This window comes from Streptomyces sp. NPDC051133 (assembly GCF_040682635.1).
Lineage (GTDB): Bacteria > Actinomycetota > Actinomycetes > Streptomycetales > Streptomycetaceae > Streptomyces.
On record NZ_JBFBBK010000033.1, the window covers coordinates 65,860 to 84,285 of the forward strand.

The following is an 18,426-nucleotide window of genomic DNA, read 5'->3' on the forward strand; positions in this document are numbered from 1 at the left end:
GCTCCGGCCGACGGGGCTTTCCGGCCGACCCCGCGATTCCGGCAAGATCCGAAGGAGAGGGCCTAGCTGCCCTTGGTGAGCTGGGAGGTCGTGGGCACCTTGTCCTTGACCGGGGCACCGGCGCTGTTCCCCGCGTCCTTCACCTGGTTGATGATGTCGTCGAAGGAACTGGCCGCGTTCTCATCGCCCTTGCGGAGCTTGGCGGGCAGGTCCTTCAGGGCCGCGATGCCCGCGCTGAGCGGTGCGAGGGCCTTGGCCAGCGTCGGGTCGCCCTGGGCGTTCTTCTTGGCCGCCTTGAGCCGGTTGTAGGTGAAGGCGCCGGCGAGAGCGGCCTTGACCAGAGCCGTCTTGCGGCCCTTGGCGCCCTTCTTGAACTTGCCCGCCTTCCAGGGCTTCACGATCCACTGGTACGTCGCGCCCGCGGCGAGGCCCGCGTCCAGCACGAAGCGGGTCTTGGCGAACTTGCGCTTCTCCGCGGACGTGGTCGGGCTGGGGGTGTCGGCGGCGGGCGCGGCCTGCGTCGCCGAGGCGGCCTTGGTGGTGCCGGTCGTGTCGCTGCCGCCGCACGCGGTGGAACCGGCCAGCAGGGCGCAGCACAGAGTGAGCGCCACGCAGAGGCGCCGTATGGGTACGGGCACGGGGTCCTCCGGACTTGTCCTCCCCGAGCGGTCTGCTTCCTCCGGAAGCCTCACCCGGGGCGGTCATCCGCGCCACCCGGCGGCAGCCGTACGGGTTTCACCGCGCGCCGCCCGGCAATCCGCAAGGTATGTCCCCTCGATATCGCAACGGTGCGAATCAGGCCGGCACGGTCGTCGCGGTCGTCGCCGACGTCATGGCTGTGATCCTCGGCCTGTGGATCCTGATGTACCTGCTGGACGCGAACCGGGCGAACAGCCTGGTCCAGTTCGTCCACGACGCCGCCGCCTGGCTGGCCGGCTGGTCCCGTGACCTGTTCACCTTCGACAAGGCCTGGGCCCGCGTGGTCGCCGGCTACGGCCTGGCCGCCGTGGTCTACCTGTTCATAGGCCACGCCATCGCCAACCGCATGCACCGCCACTGAAGCGCCCCGCAGGGGCGCGGGGAACTGCGCGGGCGGCCGCAGCGGACCCGCGGCCGGACGCGCGGTTCCCGCGCCTCGGCGGAGCCCTAGCAGCAGTCGGGGTCCAGGCCCGCCGGGAGGCCGGTCGCGCCGAAGACCGTGCACGTGGCCTCGTGGCCGCCCAGGGCGGCGACCGCCAGCAGCAGGGAGCCCGCCGTCCAGGTGGTGAGTTCGCGCGGCCAGATCGCGGCGTCCTCGAAGACGTAGCCCGTCCAGTACAGGCCGCTCTCCGGATCGCGCAGGTGCTGAATGGACTGAAGGATGTCCAGCGCGCGGTCCGACTCCCCCACCGCCCACAGGGCCAGGGCGAGTTCGCTGGACTCGCCGCCGGTCACCCACGGGTTGGGCACCACGCAGCGCACACCGAGGCCGGGCACGACGAAGCGGTCCCAGGACTCCTCGATGCGGGCCTTGGCCTCCGTCCCCGTCAGCGCCCCGCCGAGGACCGGGTAGTACCAGTCCATCGAGTAGCGGTCCTTGTCGAGGAACCGTTCGGGGTGGCGGCGGATCGCGTGCCGCAGCGCGCCGACCGCCAACTCCCAGTCCGGCTGCGGCTCTTCCCGCTGCTCGGCGATGGCCAGTGCGCAGCGCAGCGCGTGGTGGACCGAGGAGCTGCCGGTGAGCAGCGCGTCCGCGGTGGGCGTGCCGTCGTCCTCGCGGCGCCAGCCGATCTGACCGCCGGGCTGCTGCAGCCCCAGCACCCACTCCACGGCCGCGTACACGCACGGCCACAGGCGGTCCAGGAACGTGTCGTCACCGGTGGAGAGGTAGTGGTGCCACACGCCCACGGCTATGTACGCGACGAAGTTCGACTCGCGGGCCCGGTCGGTGACGTCGTCGTGGGCGCCGTCCAGATAGGCCGCGTACCAGGAACCGTCCTCGTTCTGGTGGCGGGCCAGCCAGTCGTACGCCCGCTCCGCCGCCTCGTGTTCGCCGGCCGCGTCCAGGGCCATCGCGGCCTCGGTGTGGTCCCACGGGTCCAGATGGTGCCCACGGAACCACGGGATCGCGCCGTCCTCCCGCTGCACGGCGAGGATGCCGCGGACGGTCGCGGCAGCCTGCTCGGCGGTGAGGACCCCGGGCAGGACGAGGTGTTCTGTCCGGGGAGTGGTCACTTGGCGGCCGCCTCGTCGGCGAGACGCGGAAGGTGCGGCTTGGTCGCGTAGACCACGAAGCTCTTGCCGATCAGCGGGTTCAGCGCCTGCTCGGCGACCCGCGTCGCGAGCGGCTTCTTCATGATGTCCCAGACCAGCAGCTTGTGGTACGCCCGCACCGGCAGCGCCTTGTCGTTGTCGACGCCGAACGCGCACTTCAGCCACCAGTACGGCGAGTGCAGCGCGTGCGCGTGGTGGCTGCCGTACGGCTTCAGGCCGGCCTCGCGGATCTTCCCGACCAGTTCGTCGGCCTTGTAGATGCGGATGTGGCCGCCCTCGACCTCGTGGTAGGCGTCGGACAGCGCCCAGCAGACCTTCTCCGGGCCGTAGCGGGGCACGGTGACGGCGATGCGGCCGCCGGGCTTGAGCACCCGCACCATCTCCGCGAGCACCCCCTTGTCGTCGGGGATGTGCTCCATCACCTCGGAGATGATCACGACGTCGAAGGACTCGTCCGGGAAGGGCAGCGCCAGCGCGTCGCCCTCCATGGCGGTCGCGGTGGCCCCCTCCGGTGCCTCCCCGGCCTCCTTCATCGCCGCGAACCACTTGGCGACCTCGCGGATTTCCTCGGCGTTCTGGTCGAGGGCCACGACCTGGGCGCCGCGCCGGTAACACTCGAAGGCGTGCCGGCCGGCCCCGCAGCCGAGGTCCAGGACACGGTCGCCGGGGGCGAGCGGGAACCGGGAGAAGTCGACGGTCAGCACGTGGCCCTGCTTTCGGAGGAGACGCCTGCAACACTTACCGGGGCCGCGGAGCGGCCGGGAGTCTGGGCCGCGGAGCGGCTGTCGGCCGCCGCGGCCCGGCGGGGGCCGGCGGAGCGGGCGATGGCCTCGCGGTAGCGGGCGACGGTCCCCTCGGCGGCGCGGGCCCACGTGAAGTGTCTCAGCACCCGCTCACGGCCCGCGCGGCCGAGCCGCACCCGCAGCTCACGGTCGCCGAGCAGCCGGCCGAGCCCGGCGGCCAGCGCGCCCGCGTCGCCGGGCGGTACGGCCAGGCAGGTCTCCCCGTCGCGGCCGGCGACCTCGGGGATCGCGCCGCCGGTCGTGGCGACCAGCGGGGTGCCGGTGGCCATGGCCTCGGCGGCGGGCAGCGAGAAGCCCTCGTACAGGGAGGGCACGCAGGCGACCTCGGCCGAGCGGATCAGGTCGACCAGCTCGGCGTCGGAGATGCCCTTGACGAACTCGACGGCGCCTTCGAGGCCGTAGCGCTCGATCGCCGTGGCGACCGGACCCTCCGTGGGCCGCTTGCCGACGACGACCAGGTGGGCGGCCGGGTGCTCGGTGCGCACCTTGGCGAGCGCCTCCACGAGGAAGACCAGGCCCTTGAGGGGCACGTCGGCGCTGGAGGTGGTGACGATCCGGCCCGGCACCTCGGACACGGCCGGATTCGGCGCGAACAGATCGGTGTCGGCGCCGATGTGGACGACGTGGACGCGGTCGTCGCGGACGCCGAGGTGGTCCACGATCTCCTGCCGGGAGCTGCCCGAGACGGTGAGGACCGAGGGCAGCCGGCGGGCGACGCGCTTCTGCATCCGGGTGAAGGCGTACCAGCGGCGCACGGACAGACGGCGCTGCCGGCCCTCGGCCGCGTCCAGCTCCAGCTGCCGGTCGACGGTGATGGGGTGGTGGATGGTGGTCACCAGCGGGGCGCCGATGTCCCCCAGCAGCCCGTACCCGAGGGTCTGGTTGTCGTGGACGACGTCGAACTCACCGCTGCGGGCGCGCAGATGGCGGCGGGCGCGGAGGGAGAAGGTGAGCGGCTCGGGGAAGCCGCCGGTCCACATCGTCGCCACTTCGAGGGCGTCGATCCAGTCCCGGTACTCGTCCCGTCGCGGGGTGCGGAAGGGGTCGGGCTGGCGGTAGAGGTCGAGGCTGGGCAGCTCGGTCAGCTTCAGCCGGCCGGCGTGGTCCACGCCCTCGTCGAGGACGGGGTACGGCTGGGAGCCGATGACCTCGACCCGGTGGCCGAGGCGAGCCAGCTCACGCGAGAGGTGCCGTACGTAGACACCCTGACCGCCGCAGAACGGGTTCCCTTTGTAGGTGAGGAGCGCGATGTCGAGCGGTCGCTCGCCGTCGGACGCGGGTTCCTCCTGGGCACCCGCTTCCCGGGCCTCAGCGGTCACTCCGTGCCCCCTTCTGCCTGCACTGTCCCGCGAGACTACGCGGGACGCTAATCTAGAACAAGTTTCAGACTTGATCGTTCAAGAGGCTCTGAATCTACCGGCAGGTAAGGGCGCTGTGAGCGGTGGATCGGGTGATTCGCGCCACGGCGCGCGCCCCTGCCATGCTGTCTGATCACGTGCCCTACAGACGCCCTCACAGACTGTCACGGAACGGGACCCATGCCTGCGGAATCGAAGGTCGAAGCCAGCACGGTCCGGCCCACGCCGTCCCCGGCGTCTCCGCTCACCGAGCGGCAGGAGGCCCGCCGCCGCAGGATCCTGCACGCGTGCGCCCAGCTGGCCAGCCGGGGCGGTTTCGACGCGGTGCAGATGCGTGAGGTCGCCGAGTCCTCCCAGGTCGCCCTCGGCACCCTCTACCGCTACTTCCCCTCCAAGGTGCACCTGCTGGTCGCGACCATGCAGGACCAGCTGGAGCACATGCACGGCACCCTGCGGAAGAAGCCCCCGGCGGGCGACCGGGCCGCCGAGCGGGTCGCGGAGACCCTGATGCGGGCCTTCCGGGCGCTGCAGCGCGAGCCGCACCTGGCCGACGCGATGGTCCGCGCGCTGACCTTCGCCGACCGCAGCGTCTCGCCGGAGGTCGACCAGGTCTCGCGGCAGACGACCCTGATCATCCTGGACGCGATGGGCCTGGACGACCCCACCCCCGAGCAGCTCTCGGCCGTCCGGGTCATCGAACACACCTGGCACTCGGCGCTCATCACCTGGCTGTCGGGACGGGCTTCCATCGCCCAGGTGAAGATAGACATCGAGACGGTCTGCCGCCTGATCGACCTGACGGAACCGGGCGCCGCGCACTCCGCGCGCTGACGCCCGGCCGTCGGTTCAGTCCTCGGGCGGGAACACCGCCTCCCCGCTGTCCGGCAGCGTGATCACGATCGCCTCCACCGGGCAGCTCTCGGCCGCCGTCAGGACGTGCTCGCTCGCGTCGGTGTCCGGCTCGACCGGGTGGGACTGGCGGGCGGAGTCGAGGCGGAAGCCGTCCGGGGCGTGGTGGAGGCACTGGGCCGAGCCGATGCACACGGACCGGTCGACCTCGACGTGCCAGCGGTCGCCCATGGCCTACGCCCCCGCCGGCAGGTGGATCATCTTGTGTTCGAGGTAGGCGCCGTACCCCTCGGGGCCGAACTCCCGCCCGAGCCCGGAGTTCTTGTAGCCGCCGAACGGGCCCAGCATGTCCAGGCTGAAGGTGTTGACCGAGTAGGTGCCGGTGCGCACCTGCCGGGCGATCTCGACGCCGCGTTCGAGGTCGGCGGTCCACACGCTGCCGGACAGGCCGTAGTCGGAGTCGTTGGCGATCTTCACGGCCTCGGTCTCGTCGCCGTACGGCAGCAGGCAGATCACCGGGCCGAAGATCTCCTCGCGGGCGATCCGCATGGAGTTGTCGACGTCGCCGAAGAGGGTCGGTTCGACGTACCAGCCCCGCTCCAGGCCCGCCGGACGGCCGCCGCCGGTGAGGACCTTGGCGCCCTCCTCCTGGCCGATCCGGATGTAGTCGAGGTTGCGCCGCTGCTGCCGCTCGGCGACCAGCGGGCCGACCTGGGTGGCCGGGTCCAGCGGGTCGCCGACCTTCAGCGCGCCCGCCGCCTGCGCGAAGGCGTCGGCGAACTCGTCGTAGCGGGCACGCGGGACGAGGATGCGGGTCTGGGCCACGCACGCCTGTCCGTTGTTCATCCAGGCCGCCGGGACGATGCCGGCCACGGCCGTCTGCAGGTCCGCGTCCGCGAGGACGAGCGCCGCCGACTTGCCGCCCAGTTCGAGCGTCACGCGGCTGAGGTTGCGGGCGGCCACCTCCATCACGCGCCGGCCGGCCGCCACCGAGCCGGTGAAGGAGATCTTGTCGACGCCGGGGTGGCCGACCAGGTACTCGCTGACCTCCCGGTCGGCGGGCAGGATCGACAGCACGCCCTCGGGCAGCCCGGCGTCCCGTGCGATCTCGCCCAGCAGATAGGCGTCCAGCGGCGACTCCGGGGACGGCTTCAGTACGACCGTGCAGCCGGCCAGCAGGGCGGGCGCGAGCTTGGCGGCGGCGACGAACTGCGGGACGTTCCAGGGGACGACGGCCGCGACCACACCGACCGGTTCCCGGCGGACGAGCAGCGGGCCGAGCACCCCGTCCCGGCGCTCCTCGTGGTTGAAGTCGCGAGCGACCGTGATCGCCGAGTCCCACACCATCATCGCGCCGAGCGCCTGGGCGAGGACGCTCCAGGAGTACGGGGAGCCGTTCTCGGAGGAGATCACGCGGGCGATCTCCTCGTGCCGGGCGGCGATGCCGTCCTTGATGCGGGTGACGACGTCGATCCGCTCCCCGAGCGAGGCGCGCGGCCAGGGCCCCTCGTCGAACGCGCGGCGCGCCACGGCCACCGCCCGGTCGACGTCCGCCCGCGAGGCGTGCGGCACCCGTCCGATGGCCTCCTCGGTGTGCGGCGAGATCACGTCGATGACGTCCGTGCCGAGGGGATCGGTCAACTCCCCGCCGATGAACAGCTGTCCGTGTTCCACGAGCTGGGTCATGGCCGCCCGCCTCCCGCCGTTACGGTTTCTGACGCTGTTTCAGAACTGATATCAGTTCTAGTTATCGGGGGCAATGGCCGGCACCCCGTGGGCGCACCCCGTGTGACAGCGGCGTACGGAACCTGTCACAGGGCTCGTACCGCCGGGGGCCGTCGCTTCCCCAGCGCCCCGGCAGGTGGGACATTTACCGGCCTGAGCGGCCCGCGACGGGCCGTGGGGAGGGAACGGGGTGGACACCTTGACGCACCGACAGCACCGCACGGGCAGAACCGCCGACGAGATCGAGGAGACCGAAGAGGTCCGGAGAACCGGCAGGGCCGGCACGCCCGGCACTTCACGGGGGCGCCGGGCGGCGGTGTCCGCCGCCGTGCTCGCCATGGCCGTACCGCTGACCCTCGGCGCCGCGGGGGACGCGGGTGCGGCGGGGGACCACTCGATCGTGTTCGCCCGCTACACCGCGGCGGCGCCCGTCGAGGACCTCTACGCGATCTCCCCCGGCGGGGGTACGCCCGTCGCCCTCACCCACACCCCCACCGTCAGCGACGTGATGCCCACGTGGTCCCCGGACGGCAAGCGGGTGGCCTTCGTGCGCTACGGATCCGGTGGCGCCGTCGACGGCATCTGGACGATGAAGTCCACGGGCGGCGGCCTGAAGGCCGTCCCCGGCACCAAGGGCGCCTCCGACCCGGCGTGGTCGCCGGACGGCAAGCGGCTCGCCTTCGCCAAGCCGGTCGGCACCCAGCGCGAGATCTACGTGGCCGACATCGACGGCACCCCCGCCACCCGGCTCACCCACGACGCGGCGGACGACCTGCACCCGACGTGGTCCCCGGGCGGCACGTACCTGGCCTTCAACCGGGCGGACTCCGGCGGACACAGCAGGGTGATGCGGATCCGGCTGTCCACCCTGGCCCAGACGGCGGTCACCGGACCCGGCTCCCACGACTGGACGCCCGACTGGTCGCACACCGACCGGATCGCCTTCAGCCGCGTGGACTCCTCGGGCTTCGCCCACCTCTACGTCGTCCGTCCCGACGGCACCGGAACGCACCGCATCACCGCGGCCCGCCTCAACGACAAGAACCCCTCGTGGTCCCCGGACGGCGGCCGCCTGGTCTTCACCCGGGGCGGTGCCGACGACGGGGACCCCGAGCACCTGTGCCTGGTACGGGCCGACGGCACCGGCCTGAAACAGCTCACCAAGACCGACTCCCACGACCTTCAGGCGGACTGGCGCCCGTAAGGGCCGGGGTGTGGGTCAGCGGCAGTAGCGGTGGTAGGCCGTGCTGTAGCCCTGCTTGTAGCCGTCGACGTATCCGTGCGCCCACGAGGAGTCGTGGCCGCGCGCGTAGCCGGATCCGTAACCGCCCCGGTGGCAGTCGGAGCGCGCGTCGGAGAAGCCGTCACGGAAGCCCTGCCGGAAGCCCTGGCGGTAGTGGTTCTCCGCCGGGGCGACCGTCGCGGAACTCACGTGCGTCGCGGGAGGGGACGCGGACGCCGGCTGGGCGCTCAACGGCATGAGGGCGACGCCGGCCGCCACCAGGGTGGAGCCGAGGGCAGCGGCCCTCTTGAAAGTCCTTCGCTGCATGAGCTCTCCCCAAGTACGCCTGTATACCGTAATTCCACCCTAACGGGCTGAAAGAGTGATGCAACCTGACGCCCCATGCGCGGACGGAGGTGGCAGGGGCCGCGGGGCCCGCCGATGGCCGACGGCTTAAAGTCGCCCCCATGGGTGGGGAGACCGGGGCGCGGAGCGCTCGAAGAGCCAAGCGCCGTACGTGCCTGAAGTGCGACGGGCCGCTGCCGGAGAGCACGCGGCCCGTACCGCGCCTGTTCTGCTCGTGGCGGCATGCGGCATCGGGCGCGCTGATGAGCGTGTTCATCGCCGTCGTGCTGATCGCGCGGCTGTCCCACTTGTGGGCGCTGTTCGACTGAGGCGGCCGGGGCCGAGCCCTCCTCGCACTGTCTGACGCAGAGTCAGTTCGGCTTATAGTGAGCAACGGCCGTGCGGCCGTGGGGCGGAGGAGTCATGACGAAGACGCCGGGAACGTTCGATCACGGCGGGGGCGTGCGGTCCGTGCGGGTGCCCATCCCGGACAACCCCCTCGGACACACGCTGGTGTACGTCGTGGACACCGACCGGGGTCCGGTGCTGGTCGACACCGGCTGGGACGACCCCGCCTCCTGGGAGGCGCTGGCGGCGGGCCTGGCGGAGTGCGGTACGTCGGTGGGGGAGGTGTACGGGGTCGTCGTCACCCACCACCACCCCGACCACCACGGGCTGTCTGCGCGGGTGCGCGAGGTCTCCGGCGCCTGGGTGGCGCTGCACGCGGCGGACGCGGCGATCGTGCGCCGGGCGCGCGAGACCCGGCCCGAGCGGTGGTTCGCGTACATGGCCGCCAAGCTGACGGCGGCCGGTGCGCCCGAGGAGCACGTGGCGCCCTTGCGCGCCCCGCGCACCGGCCGCACCCTGCCCGGCCTCTCCCCCGCCCTCCCCGACCGGGAGATCGTCCCCGGTGAACTCCTCGACCTGCCCGGCCGCCGGCTGCGCGCGATCTGGACCCCGGGTCACACGCCCGGCCATGTCTGCCTGCACCTGGAGGAGGAGCACCCGGGCCGGCTCGGCGGCCGGGGGCGCCTGTTCAGCGGCGACCACCTGCTGCCGCGGATCACCCCGCACATCGGCCTGTACGAGGACCCCGACGACGCGACCGTGACCGACCCCCTCGGCGACTACCTCGACTCCCTGGAGCGGATCGGCCGGCTCGGCCCCGCCGAGGTCCTCCCCGCGCACCAGCACGCCTTCACCGACGCGCCCGGCCGGGTACGGGAGTTGCTCGGCCATCACGAGGAGCGCCTGGCCGGCCTGCTGGCCCTGCTCGCCGAACCCCTCACCCCCTGGCAGCTCGCCGAGCGCATGGAGTGGAACCGCCCCTGGGCCGACATCCCGTACGGCTCGCGCAACATCGCGGTCTCGGAGGCCGAGTCCCACGTGCGCCGCCTGGTGAAGCAGGGCCGCGCGGAACCGGTACCGGGGAGCGAGCCGGTGGCGTACATCGCGGTGTGATCCGGTCGCGGCCCAGGAGACGCACCTGTCAGACAGGCCCCATGGACCCTCTGAGCAGTCTCGTCGCCCAGCACGCCTGCGAGCGCCTGATCGTGGACTTCGTGCACCGGCTGGACCTCGGCGAACCGGCCTCCGTGGCCAGTCGATGACCCGGGGCCCGTCGGGGGTCAGCATCACGTTGTCGGGATGCGGATCGAGATGGAGCACCCGGGCATCGGGGGCGGACACGTCCCGCCCCGGCACGGCGTGCAGTTGCCGCAGCAGCCGGGCGAGCAGCGCACCCGCCTCCTGGGGTCCGGTCCCGCCGGAGGCGAAGGCACTCAGCAGGGTCGGCCCGGACAGCCGCTCCAGCACCAGATCGGTGCGCGAGCCGGAGGGCCGCCCCCGGGGCGCCGGATACCCGTGCCGTCCTACGTACGTCATCACGGCCCCCTCGGCGGCCGCCCCCTCGCGGTCCCGGCGCAGCACCCACGCGTCGTCGATCTCGTACACGTCGGCCGAGCGGCCCGAACCCAGCAGTCTCCCCGTCGTCATGGGCGTGACCCTGGTCACCGCCGCCATGTGCCCACAGCCACCCGTCGGGCCGTCGGCGGCTGCCGGTAAAGTGGCGGCGTCGTCATCACACCCGTACGGGGGGAAGCCGGTGCAATTCCGGCGCTGACCCGCAGCCGTGAGCCGCCGCAGGGCGGTGAGCCGGAACGCCCCGGGCGGGACGTTGACCGGCTCATGTGCGTCGGCGGCCCGCCGCGCACCGCACCGTCGAGGTCTACGGAGCCGAGCCGCCCGGGGTGACCCGTGCGCTGCCCGGCTCCCCGCAGGAGAGGCAGTCGCCGACCATGAACGTCCGCCGCAGTGCCGCGGCTCTCGCCGCCATAGGCGTGCTGGCCGCCGCCGCACCCGCCATGGCCGCCGGCCCGTCCCCTTCGCCGAAGGTCGCGATCCCGTCCGGGCTGTACGGCAAGAGCGACCCGACCTACGACGGCGTCTGGCGGCAGTCGCTGACCCTGATCGCCCAGCGCACCCTCGGCTACCGCCCGGCCGCCGAGGCCGTGGACTGGCTCACCGGCCAGCAGTGCGCGAGCGGCGCCTTCGCCGCCTTCCGTGCCGCCCCCGCCAAGGCCTGCGACGGCAAGGTCATGGTGGACACCAACAACACGGCCGCCGCCGTCCAGGCGCTGCACGCGGTCGGCGGGCACGGCGCCGCCGTCGAGAAGGCGGTCGCCTGGCTGAAGTCCGTGCAGAACAAGGACGGCGGCTGGGGCTACTCCCCCGGCGGCGCCAGCGACACCAACTCCACCGCCGTCGTGATCGGCGCGCTGACCGCCACCGGCGCGAACCCGGCGGACGTCCGCACGGCGGGCAAGTCCCCCTTCGACCTGCTCTCGGCCATGTCCGTCCCCTGCGACCACCCCGACGGCGGCGGCCTCGCCTTCCAGCCGGACAAGAAGGGCAAGCTGTACTCCAACGCGGACGCGACGGCCGCCGGAGTGCTCGGCGCGCTCGGCAAGGGGTTCGTCGCGGAGGCCGGCAAGGCGCCCGCGGGGGGCAAGTGCGCCGCCGGCGACCACCTCACCGCGGCCCAGGTCGCGGACAACGCGGGCGCGAACCTCGTGCGGGCCGTCGCGCACACCGGCCACCTGGACTCCACGCTGCCCGGCGCCGAGGACCAGCCCGACTTCGGCAACACCGCGGACACGGTCGTCGCCCTCGCCGCGAACGGCCGGACCGAGCAGGCGAAGACGTCGTACGCCTGGCTGGAGAAGAACGCCACGCAGTGGGCCACGCAGAGCGGCCCGGCCGCCTACGCCCAGCTGATCCTCGCCGCGCACGCGGTCGGCGCCCAGCCGGGCGACTTCCACGGCACCAGCCTGGTCAGCTCCCTCAACTCCCTCGGCCCGGCGCCGCACATGGAGCAGGCGGCCGAGCGGAAGGCGAAGTCGTCCGACGACGGCAAGAACACCGGTGTCTGGTGGATCGTCGGCATCGGCCTCGTCGCGGGCATCGGCGTCGGCTTCCTGTTCAGCGGCCGGAAGAAGCGGCAGCCGTGACCGCCGTCCGCCGTGCCGCGCCCCTGCTGCTCGCCGCGCTCGCCCTGCTGGCCGGCGCGGCCGGCGCGCACGCCACCGGCTACCGGTACTGGTCCTTCTGGGAGCGGTCCGGCGGCCACTGGACCTACGCCACCCAGGGCCCGTCGACGGCACGGCCGGACGACGGCGCCGTGGAGGGCTTCCGGTTCGCGGTGAGCGCGGACTCGGCGGACGCGAACCGGCCCCGCGGCACGGCGGACTTCGGCACGATCTGCGCGGGCACGCCCGCCGAGCCGGGCAGGAAGCGGGTGGCGCTGGTGCTCGACTTCGGCACCCCGGGCGACGCACCGTCCGGGGAGACCCCGCCCGGCCGCCGCACGGCCTGCGCGCGGGTCGCCTCCGACGCGACGACCGCGCAGGCGCTGGCGGCGGTGGCCAAGCCTCTCCGCTACGACACCAACGCCCTGCTGTGCGCGATCGCCGGGTATCCGGAGAAGGGGTGCGGGGAGCAGGTGTCGACGGGGACGACGGGAAGGACGGGGAAGACGGGTGATTCCGACGGCCCCGCGAGCTCCGCGAACTCCGCCGCGCACAAGGGCGGTTCGGACAGCGGGCCGTCCCTCGGTCTGCCGATCGGCGCGGGGGTGGTCGCCCTCCTGGCGGGCGCGGCGGTGTGGCAGGCCCGACGGCGACGCGGTGACTCCGTCTAGCCGGGGCCCGGCGGGAGCCGGTCGCCGTGGTTCCGTCCACCCCGGCGCCTGGTGGCTCTGGGCGCTCTGTCTCGGGACCGCGGCCACCCGCACCACCAACCCCCTCCTGCTCGCCCTGCTCATATCCGCGTCCGCCTACGTCGTGGCGACGCACCGCTCCCCCACCCCCACCGCCCGGTCCTACACCGCCTTCGTCAGACTCGCCCTCGCCGTCCTCCTCATCCGCCTCCTCTTCGCCACGGCGCTCGGCTCGCCCATCCCCGGCACGCACACCCTCCTCACGCTCCCCGAAGTGCCGCTCCCGCACTGGGCCCAGGGCATCCGTCTGGGCGGCGAGGTCACCGCGGAGGCGCTCCTCTTCGCCGCCTACGACGGCCTGAAACTCGCCGCGCTCCTCATCTGCGTCGGTGCGGCCAACGCCCTCGCCGCCCCCGCCCGCCTGCTGAAGTCCCTCCCGGGCGCGCTGTACGAGACGGGTGTCGCCGTCGTCGTCGCCCTCACCTTCGCGCCCCACCTCGTCGCCGACGTGCGGCGGCTCCGTGCCGCCCGCCGCCTGCGCGGCCGCCCCGACCGGGGTCTGCGGGGCCTGCTCCAGGTCGGGCTGCCGGTCCTGGAGGGCGCGCTGGAGCGGTCGGTGGCGCTCGCCGCCGCGATGGAGGCACGGGGGTACGGCCGTACCGCCGAGGTCCCCGCCCGCGTCCGGCGTACGACGACCGCCCTCACCCTCGGCGGTCTGCTGGGCGTGTGCGCGGGAACGTACGGGCTGCTCACCGCGGAGGGCGGCACGTACGGGCTGCCGGTGCTGCTCGCGGGTGTGGCCGCCGCGCTCGCGGGGCTGCGGCTGGGCGGCCGGCGTTCCCTGCGCACCCGGTACCGGCCCGATCCCTGGGACGTGCGCGCCTGGCTGGTCACGGGCTCGGGTGCCGCGGTCGCCGCGCTGCTCACGCTCGCCTCCGCCCGCGACCCGGAGGAGCTGCACCCGGGTGTCGTCCCGCTCGTCGCGCCCACGCTGCCGCTCTGGCCCGCCGCGGCCGTCCTGCTCGCCCTGCTGCCCGCCTTCGCCGTACCCAAGCCCCCCACGGACCTCAAGGAGCCGTCGTGATCCGCTTCGAGGACGTCGGCGTGACGTACGACGGTGCGGCCGGTCCCACCGTCCGGGGCATCGGCTTCGAGGTGCCCGAGGGCGAACTGGTGCTGCTCGTCGGCCCGTCCGGGGTCGGCAAGTCGACCGTGCTCGGCGCGGTCAGCGGGCTGGTCCCGCACTTCACCGGCGGCACCCTGAGCGGACGCGTCACGGTGGCCGGCCGGGACACCCGTACGCACAAGCCGCGCGAACTCGCCGATGTCGTCGGCACAGTGGGGCAGGATCCGCTGGCCCACTTCGTGACGGACACCGTGGAGGACGAACTCGCCTACGGGATGGAGTCGTTGGGGCTGGCTCCGGAGGTGATGCGGCGCCGGGTCGAGGAGACCCTGGACCTGCTGGGTCTCGCCGGACTGCGCGACCGCCCGATCGCCACCCTCTCCGGCGGGCAGCGGCAGCGCGTCGCGATCGGTTCCGTGCTCACTCCGCACCCCCGGGTGCTGGTGCTGGACGAGCCGACCTCGGCCCTGGACCCGGCCGCCGCGGAGGAGGTGCTGGCGGTGCTGCAGCGGCTGGTGCACGACCTGGGGACGACGGTCCTGATGGCCGAGCACCGCCTGGAGCGCGTGGTCCAGTACGCCGACCGGGTCGTGCTCCTGCCGGCGCCCGGCGAGCCCCCGGTCGTCGGCACCCCGGCCGAGGTGATGGCCGTGTCCCCCGTGTTCCCGCCGGTGGTGGACCTGGGGCGGCTGGCGGGCTGGTCCCCGCTTCCGCTGACCGTGCGGGACGCCCGCCGTCGCGCCGGTGAGCTGAGGGAGCGCCTCGCCGCGTCGGCACCCGCGGGGCCGCGGGGGCCGGTCGCACAGTCCCCCGCGCCCCTCCGGGAGGCCGTCCGCCGCCCCCTGTTCCGCCGCCGCACCACCCCCGCTCCCGAACCCCGGCGCGCACAGGCCGCCGAAGTCCACGCCCTCTCCGTCCGCCGCGACGGCATCACCGCCCTGCGCCGCCTGGACCTGACCGTCACCCCGGGCGAGACCATCGCGCTCATGGGCCGCAACGGCGCCGGCAAGTCCACCCTCCTCGGCTCCCTCGTCGGACTGGTGCCCCCCACCTCCGGCACCGTCACCGTCGGCGGAGCCACCCCCCACCGCACCGCCCCCCGGGACCTCGTACGCCGCGTCGGTCTCGTCCCCCAGGAACCACGGGACCTCCTCTACGCCGACACGGTGGCCGACGAGTGCGCGGCGGCCGATCACGACGCGGGAGCCGCACCCGGAACCTGCCGGTCCCTCGTCTCGGAACTGCTCCCGGGCGTCACGGACGACACGCACCCCCGCGACCTCTCCGAGGGCCAGTGCCTGGCGCTCGCCCTGGCCGTCGTGCTGACCGCCCGCCCACCCCTGCTGCTGCTCGACGAGCCGACGCGGGGCCTGGACTACGCGGCCAAGGCGCGCCTGGTGGCCGTGCTGCGCGAGCTGGCCGCCGAGGGCCACGCGATCGTGCTGGCCACGCACGACGTGGAGCTGGCCGCCGACCTCGCGCACCGGGTGGTGCTGCTGGCCGAGGGCGAGGTGATCGCGGACGGGCCGACGCAGGAGATCGTGGTGTCGTCGCCGTCCTTCGCACCGCAGGTGACGAAGATCCTCGCCCCGCAGCGGTGGCTCACCGTGGCCGACGTACGCGAGGCCCTCGCGTGAGCGCCCCCCGGCTGCACGCCGTCCGTCTCGGTCCCCGCGCGCTCGCCGCCCTGGTGCTGGTCAGCGCGGTCGGCGTGGTGGCGTTCGGCTGGCCCTTCCTCGCCCCGCCCTCCTCCGGGCTGAGCGCGCACGCGCAGGACGCGCCGTGGCTGTTCGCCGGTCTGCTGGTGCTGCTGGTCGCGGTGGTGGCGGCGACCCTCTCCGAGTCCGACCTCGGGCCGAAGGCGGTGGCCATGCTCGGCGTGCTGGCCGCGACCGGGGCGGCGCTGCGCCCGATCGGGGCGGGGACGGCGGGGATCGAGCCGATGTTCTTCCTGATGGTGCTCAGCGGCCGGGTGCTGGGGCCGGGCTTCGGGTTCGCGCTGGGCTCGGAGACGATGTTCGCGTCCGCGCTGCTCACGGGCGGGGTCGGGCCGTGGCTGCCGTTCCAGATGCTGGCGATGGGCTGGTTCACGATGGGCGCCGGGCTGCTGCCGTGGCCGGTCCGGGCGCGCGGCCGGGCGGAGCAGGTGCTGCTGGCCGGGTACGGCTTCCTGGCGGCCTTCGCCTACGGCACGATCATGAATCTGGCCGGCTGGCCGTTCCTCGGTGCCGCGGCCTCGGACATCTCCTTCGACGCCCATGCCTCGGTCCCGTCGAACCTGGCCCGTTTCGTGGCCTACTGCGCGGCCACCTCCCTCGGCTGGGACCTGGGCCGGGCGGTCTGCACGGTGGTGCTGACCCTGGCGCTGGGCCCGGCGGTGCTGCGGGCGCTGCGCCGGGCCACGCGACGGGCCGCGTTCGAGACCACGGTCACGTTCGACCGCCCCGAGCGGCGACCGCTGGGTGAGGACGCGGCTTCGCACGGTGAGCGGGCCGGTGAAGCGCCCCACATGACCCAGGTCACCTACGACGCCGGATCGTAGCCCCCTTTGCCCGATATGCACCTTCTAACACCGCCGCTGACCTGCGGTTGGAGAGCCACGTCACACGGCCGAGGTGCGCCGCCGATCCGGCCACAACTAGTAAAAGGGGGCATTGCGGACGGATTTCCGGCCTGCTTGTCTGGACGACGTCGCCAGGCGCCACGAGCCCACAGGGCCGCGGCGCCGACGCATGCGGCCACAGCACGTGGTCCTTCCCTTGCGGGCGATCCCCTGTCCCCGACGCAAGAGGTTCTCCGTGTCCGTCTCCTTCATCCGTCGCATCGCCGCCCCGAAGAAGGCCCTCACCACCGTCGCCGTGGCCGCCGCCACCGCCGGTATGGCACTGACCGCGGCGCCCGCCCATGCCGCCGCCCCTGCCACGGCCTCCTCCGCTCAGGCGATCGCGCACAAGATGATCCCGGACGCCGCGCAGTTCAACGCGTTCAGCAAGATTGTCTCCCACGAGAGCGGCTGGAACCCGTCGGCGACCAACAGCTCCTCCGGCGCCTACGGCCTGGTCCAGGCCCTGCCGGGCTCCAAGATGGCCTCGGCCGGCTCCGACTGGAAGACCAACCCGGCCACCCAGATCAAGTGGGGCCTGGACTACATGAAGTCCCGCTACGGCAGCCCGGCGAAGGCCTGGAGCTTCTGGCAGGCCAACGGCTGGTACTAATCCGCCCCTCCCGCCCGGCCGCCGCCGAACCAGCGCGCGATCCCGGCCAGGGCCGCCCGGTACGACCCGTTGTGGTCGACGGCCCCCATGTCGAGCACCCGCACCCTCGCCCCCCGTTCGGCGAGGGTGCGCGCGCATGTCCGGGCGTTGCCGATCGGCACGTCGGTGTCGTCGTCACCGGCGTACAGCCGCACCGGCACGTCCGGCTTCCAGTCGCAGGTGTGGTCGTTGGCGCGCGTGGCCTCGAGCAGCCCTCCGGTCGGGTGGGCGAGCTGGCGGTAGAAGTCGTCCGTCAGCAGTGCCTTCACGTTCGGCGCGAGCTGCCGGACGATGTCCTCGTCCTCGTGCCGCCCGTCGAAGAGGCCCTCCACGCGCGCGGCGTAGGGCTGCCGGAACACCTCGGCCGGGTCCTTGTAGATGGGGTGCAGCCGGTTCTGCGCGACGAGGAAGTAGGAGAGGTAGAACACCCCGCTGATGTCGTTGACGCGCCCGTCGGTGAGCGCGGGCAGCTCGGTGCCCCGCAGGTCGTACGGCCCCGCCACCGGTGCGACCGCCTTCAGCCGGAAGCCGGGCGCGTCCCCGCCCTGCACCGCCCGCGCCACCGCCATCGCGACCTGCCCGCCCTGCGAGAACCCGGTCACGTACAGATCGTGGTTCACCGTGCGCCCCAGCCGTCCGGCCGCGGTGCGGGCGGCCCGGAGCATGTCCACGGAGGCGGTCACCGAGGAGCGCGTGTCCATGTACGGGTGCAGTCCGGGCCCCTCGCCCAGCCCGAGGTAGTCGGGGGCCGCCACGGCGTGCCCGGCGGAGGCGAAGAGATACGACTGGGCCCGGGCGTCCTCGGCGACGGAGGGGGCGTAGGCGCGGTCGGACATGGTGCCGTGCGTGTCGGAGACGAGTCCGAGGCTGCGCCCGCCGCCCACGGGGAGGGTGAGCAGCCCGGTGGCGGTGGTGGGCCGGCCGTACGGGTCCACCGTGCGGTACGTCACCCGGTACGCCCGGACGCCGTGGCGCAGCGAGTCGGTGCCGATGTGCTGGGCGGCGAGCTGCCGGGCGATCTCCGCCTTGCTGTGCGCGGCGACGGGGACGACGGAGACGACCTCGCCTCTCCCGCCCGCCGGACGCCCGTCGGCGGCGAAGGCCGCCGGAGCCGCGCCGGCACCGACGAGCACCAGGGCGGCGAGCCCGGCCGCCATCCCCTTGCGTACACCCCAACTGGACGTCCGTGCCGTTGACTTGAGCGTGTCCTGTGTCATGTCCCGAACGCTACGGAAGACACGCTCGGCGGGAACATCCGAGATCCCCCCGCGCCCG

Annotated in this window: 19 protein-coding genes and 1 riboswitch; of the genes, 11 read left to right on the forward strand and 8 right to left on the reverse strand. The window is 73.5% G+C overall.

The window, feature by feature from the left end:
* Positions 1–62: 62 nt before the first annotated feature.
* Positions 63–638, reverse strand: a complete 576-nt coding sequence (locus AB0N17_RS29850; protein ID WP_366014646.1) for a hypothetical protein — start codon at positions 636–638, stop codon at positions 63–65.
* 128 nt (positions 639–766) lie between these two features.
* Between AB0N17_RS29850 and AB0N17_RS29855 the strand changes: the two genes are divergently transcribed.
* Positions 767–1,060: a hypothetical protein gene (locus tag AB0N17_RS29855; protein WP_366014647.1), complete on the forward strand. Its 294-nt coding sequence runs from the start codon at positions 767–769 to the stop codon at positions 1,058–1,060.
* An 86-nt stretch (positions 1,061–1,146) separates the two neighbouring features.
* On the opposite strand, the gene AB0N17_RS29860 is transcribed toward AB0N17_RS29855, so the two are convergent.
* From AB0N17_RS29860 to AB0N17_RS29870, 3 genes are read right to left on the reverse strand one after another with little or no spacing between them, the layout of a single operon-like run.
* The gene (locus AB0N17_RS29860; protein ID WP_366014648.1) at positions 1,147–2,214 is read right to left on the reverse strand and encodes a prenyltransferase/squalene oxidase repeat-containing protein; all 1,068 of its coding nucleotides are present in this window, start codon (positions 2,212–2,214) and stop codon (positions 1,147–1,149) included.
* Positions 2,211–2,957, reverse strand: a complete 747-nt coding sequence (locus AB0N17_RS29865) for a class I SAM-dependent methyltransferase (protein WP_366014649.1) — start codon at positions 2,955–2,957, stop codon at positions 2,211–2,213. Before AB0N17_RS29865 ends, AB0N17_RS29860 begins: the two co-directional genes overlap by 4 nt.
* Positions 2,951–4,375 (reverse strand): glycosyltransferase family 4 protein, encoded by a 1,425-nt coding sequence (locus AB0N17_RS29870; protein ID WP_366014650.1) that lies wholly within the window; start codon positions 4,373–4,375, stop codon positions 2,951–2,953. Before AB0N17_RS29870 ends, AB0N17_RS29865 begins: the two co-directional genes overlap by 7 nt.
* Positions 4,376–4,594: 219 nt before the next feature.
* Here AB0N17_RS29870 and AB0N17_RS29875 point away from each other — a divergent pair, with 219 nt between their 5' ends.
* A complete protein-coding gene (locus tag AB0N17_RS29875) occupies positions 4,595–5,245 on the forward strand; it encodes a TetR family transcriptional regulator (RefSeq protein WP_366014651.1) in 651 nt (216 codons plus the stop codon).
* A gap of 15 nt (positions 5,246–5,260) precedes the next feature.
* Here AB0N17_RS29875 and AB0N17_RS29880 read toward each other — a convergent pair whose 3' ends face one another.
* Both AB0N17_RS29880 and AB0N17_RS29885 read right to left on the reverse strand, forming a co-directional pair.
* On the reverse strand, positions 5,261–5,494 hold the full coding sequence (locus AB0N17_RS29880) for a ferredoxin (RefSeq protein ID WP_366014652.1): 234 nt from the start codon (positions 5,492–5,494) through the stop codon (positions 5,261–5,263).
* A 3-nt stretch (positions 5,495–5,497) separates the two neighbouring features.
* Complete coding sequence (locus AB0N17_RS29885) at positions 5,498–6,949, reverse strand: aldehyde dehydrogenase (protein WP_366014653.1); 1,452 nt, start codon at positions 6,947–6,949, stop codon at positions 5,498–5,500.
* 229 nt (positions 6,950–7,178) lie between these two features.
* On the opposite strand from AB0N17_RS29885, the gene AB0N17_RS29890 reads away from it, so the two are divergent.
* Positions 7,179–8,192: a hypothetical protein gene (locus AB0N17_RS29890; RefSeq protein ID WP_366014654.1), complete on the forward strand. Its 1,014-nt coding sequence runs from the start codon at positions 7,179–7,181 to the stop codon at positions 8,190–8,192.
* A 15-nt stretch (positions 8,193–8,207) separates the two neighbouring features.
* Here the strand turns inward: AB0N17_RS29890 and AB0N17_RS29895 are convergent, their stop codons facing one another.
* Entirely contained in the window at positions 8,208–8,537 is a 330-nt protein-coding gene (locus tag AB0N17_RS29895) for a hypothetical protein (RefSeq protein WP_366014655.1), read from the reverse strand.
* A 140-nt stretch (positions 8,538–8,677) separates the two neighbouring features.
* Here AB0N17_RS29895 and AB0N17_RS29900 point away from each other — a divergent pair, with 140 nt between their 5' ends.
* The 8 genes from AB0N17_RS29900 to AB0N17_RS29935 all read left to right on the forward strand — a co-directional run bounded on the left by AB0N17_RS29900 (position 8,678) and on the right by AB0N17_RS29935 (position 17,112).
* Positions 8,678–8,884, forward strand: a complete 207-nt coding sequence (locus tag AB0N17_RS29900; protein ID WP_366014656.1) for a hypothetical protein — start codon at positions 8,678–8,680, stop codon at positions 8,882–8,884.
* Between the two features lie 94 nt (positions 8,885–8,978).
* Positions 8,979–10,016 carry an MBL fold metallo-hydrolase gene (locus tag AB0N17_RS29905; protein WP_366014657.1) on the forward strand — a complete coding sequence of 346 codons (1,038 nt, stop codon included), beginning with the start codon at positions 8,979–8,981 and terminating at the stop codon, positions 10,014–10,016.
* A gap of 633 nt (positions 10,017–10,649) precedes the next feature.
* A riboswitch (cobalamin riboswitch) is annotated at positions 10,650–10,720 on the forward strand.
* 132 nt (positions 10,721–10,852) lie between these two features.
* Positions 10,853–12,064: a prenyltransferase/squalene oxidase repeat-containing protein gene (locus tag AB0N17_RS29910; protein WP_366014690.1), complete on the forward strand. Its 1,212-nt coding sequence runs from the start codon at positions 10,853–10,855 to the stop codon at positions 12,062–12,064.
* Positions 12,061–12,753 (forward strand): SCO2322 family protein, encoded by a 693-nt coding sequence (locus tag AB0N17_RS29915; RefSeq protein WP_366014658.1) that lies wholly within the window; start codon positions 12,061–12,063, stop codon positions 12,751–12,753. The genes AB0N17_RS29910 and AB0N17_RS29915 overlap by 4 nt, the downstream gene beginning before the upstream one ends.
* The gene (locus AB0N17_RS29920) at positions 12,740–13,855 is read left to right on the forward strand and encodes a CbiQ family ECF transporter T component (RefSeq protein WP_366014659.1); all 1,116 of its coding nucleotides are present in this window, start codon (positions 12,740–12,742) and stop codon (positions 13,853–13,855) included. Before AB0N17_RS29915 ends, AB0N17_RS29920 begins: the two co-directional genes overlap by 14 nt.
* A complete protein-coding gene (locus AB0N17_RS29925; protein WP_366014660.1) occupies positions 13,852–15,534 on the forward strand; it encodes an ATP-binding cassette domain-containing protein in 1,683 nt (560 codons plus the stop codon). The genes AB0N17_RS29920 and AB0N17_RS29925 overlap by 4 nt, the downstream gene beginning before the upstream one ends.
* The gene (locus AB0N17_RS29930; RefSeq protein ID WP_366014661.1) at positions 15,531–16,439 is read left to right on the forward strand and encodes an ECF transporter S component; all 909 of its coding nucleotides are present in this window, start codon (positions 15,531–15,533) and stop codon (positions 16,437–16,439) included. The genes AB0N17_RS29925 and AB0N17_RS29930 overlap by 4 nt, the downstream gene beginning before the upstream one ends.
* 256 nt (positions 16,440–16,695) lie before the next feature.
* Positions 16,696–17,112 (forward strand): transglycosylase SLT domain-containing protein, encoded by a 417-nt coding sequence (locus AB0N17_RS29935; RefSeq protein WP_366014662.1) that lies wholly within the window; start codon positions 16,696–16,698, stop codon positions 17,110–17,112.
* On the opposite strand, the gene AB0N17_RS29940 is transcribed toward AB0N17_RS29935, so the two are convergent.
* Entirely contained in the window at positions 17,109–18,368 is a 1,260-nt protein-coding gene (locus AB0N17_RS29940) for an alpha/beta hydrolase (protein ID WP_366014664.1), read from the reverse strand. The genes AB0N17_RS29935 and AB0N17_RS29940 overlap by 4 nt on opposite strands.
* Positions 18,369–18,426 lie beyond the last annotated feature (58 nt).